We start from the raw sequence: 1,592 nt of genomic DNA, 5'->3' as shown, positions 1-1,592 counted from the left end.
AGGTGGATAGGCTTTCACCCATAGCGGATGGCTCTCTTGGTTCAGATTCTTGGCGGAACACACTGAATTTTCAAGAGAATACCATCCGCTATCTTCGTTTTCGGGCCGGCCTCATGAATAAGCCGGGACTACACCTGCGAAGCATGTGAAGTCGACCTCAACGATTATCGCCATTTGCTGCATGTCCATCACATCAATACCGTGCGCCATGACAACCGTGGGGAAAATCTGCGTGCCCTGTGTGTCGATTGCCACAGCAGGCAGCCTCATCATGATCACATGTATGTGTCCCACAGCGACCGCCAGTTAATCGCACGTCTCAGGCGAAACCAGCAGACCGCGCATCCTGATGACTGGCCAACTGTCTTTCGTTTTGCCAACCCGGGGCTAAACGGCGTACTGCATCTCCTGCAGCACAATACGGCGCTTCTACCGGAAACGGGACTGACTATTCAGGACGAGCACGACGTTATCGTTGCCAATCTGGATCTGGCCTGGCCGCATGTGCGAGTCGGCATTGCCATCAATGCGGAAGATGTTCGGCAGGCCAACGCCCAAGGTTGGCGAGTCTACTCTGTAGAGAGAGCACTGGGTTCTCCCGAGGAATTGGTGAATCTGGTAAGGAAACTGCGCTAATCAGTCCATATTCCGGTCACCGTGCCTCGGCACATTGTGTAACCCGGCAATATGCAGGCCTGAATACCGAATTCAGCGCAGGGCTTTTTACCGCCGATCAGGAAAGTTAGCCCAACAGGTGCTTTCTAATGATCACAAGTTGGATCGTCAGGGCGTGACCCGGCCCTGGTAGCAATCCTCCGGACCGTAGAAGTGCCATCATCAGTTTGCCGCCCCTGATAGCTGCCGTCGCCGCTGAAAAAGGTGCCGTCCTCGGTTTTCCGGCACTGGTAACTGCCGTCGGCGCCAAAGAAATGACCTCATCATCCACCCCGTCCCTGATAGCTGTAGAATCCCGATGATGAAATCAGCCTGAGAAGTTATCTTCTGCTGCTAGCCCAACCACCAAGCGAGCTGTACAACTTCCCCCTCCATCACCCTCTCCCAGCCAAGCCTTTCTCACTCGGTTGCGGCGCTTCAAGGCCTTGGCGCGGTCTTGATTGAACCTTGTACAAAAAAACTTTCTTGTACAAGACATGATGGCGTGCCATTATCTTTCTGTCGGCAAGGATCGCTGGCACGGGGTGAGGCTTCAGCCGCCTGACCCTACGGTATATGCCCTACATAGATCGATCAGGATGATCGGTTGGTAACAAGCCAAGGAAGGCTATTCGTAACTATTCAGGTCACGCTGCCTGATCCAGGCCGTCCCGACGCATGAATTCGGGCACTTCACCGGCAAACAACTGTTCCAGTGCGGTGTGCGCTGCCAGGCCCTGCTTGACCGCCGTCGAGAGGAAGCTGCGCATCCGGCAGAAGATCTCGGCACCTTCCCAGGAGCGGAAACAGCCTGAAATCTTCTGCTGGACCTTGGTCATCCGCAGGTCACGCTCCCCTTGGTTATTGGTGAAGGGCGCGGCGGGGTCGTCGAGGAAACGCAGCACGTCGTCCTCGTACGCCTGGAGACGTTCGAGCAG

General features: G+C 55.4%; 2 protein-coding genes. One reads left to right on the top strand and one right to left on the bottom strand.

Annotated elements, in window-relative coordinates:
- Positions 1 to 174 precede the first annotated feature (174 nt).
- Entirely contained in the window at positions 175 to 636 is a 462-nt protein-coding gene (locus R3F72_RS18465; RefSeq protein WP_332780469.1) for a hypothetical protein, read from the top strand.
- Positions 637 to 1,301: 665 nt separating this feature from the next.
- Here the strand turns inward: R3F72_RS18465 and R3F72_RS18460 are convergent.
- Positions 1,302 to 1,592: IS66 family transposase (locus R3F72_RS18460; protein WP_332778557.1), on the bottom strand; the 291-nt coding region annotated here is incomplete at its 5' end.

This window comes from Salinicola sp. 4072 (genome assembly GCF_036663415.1).
GTDB classification, from domain to species: Bacteria; Pseudomonadota; Gammaproteobacteria; order Pseudomonadales; family Halomonadaceae; genus Salinicola; species Salinicola salarius_A.
The sequence above is the reverse complement of the archived record's forward strand: the minus strand, read 5'-3'. Positions and strand labels throughout refer to the sequence as shown.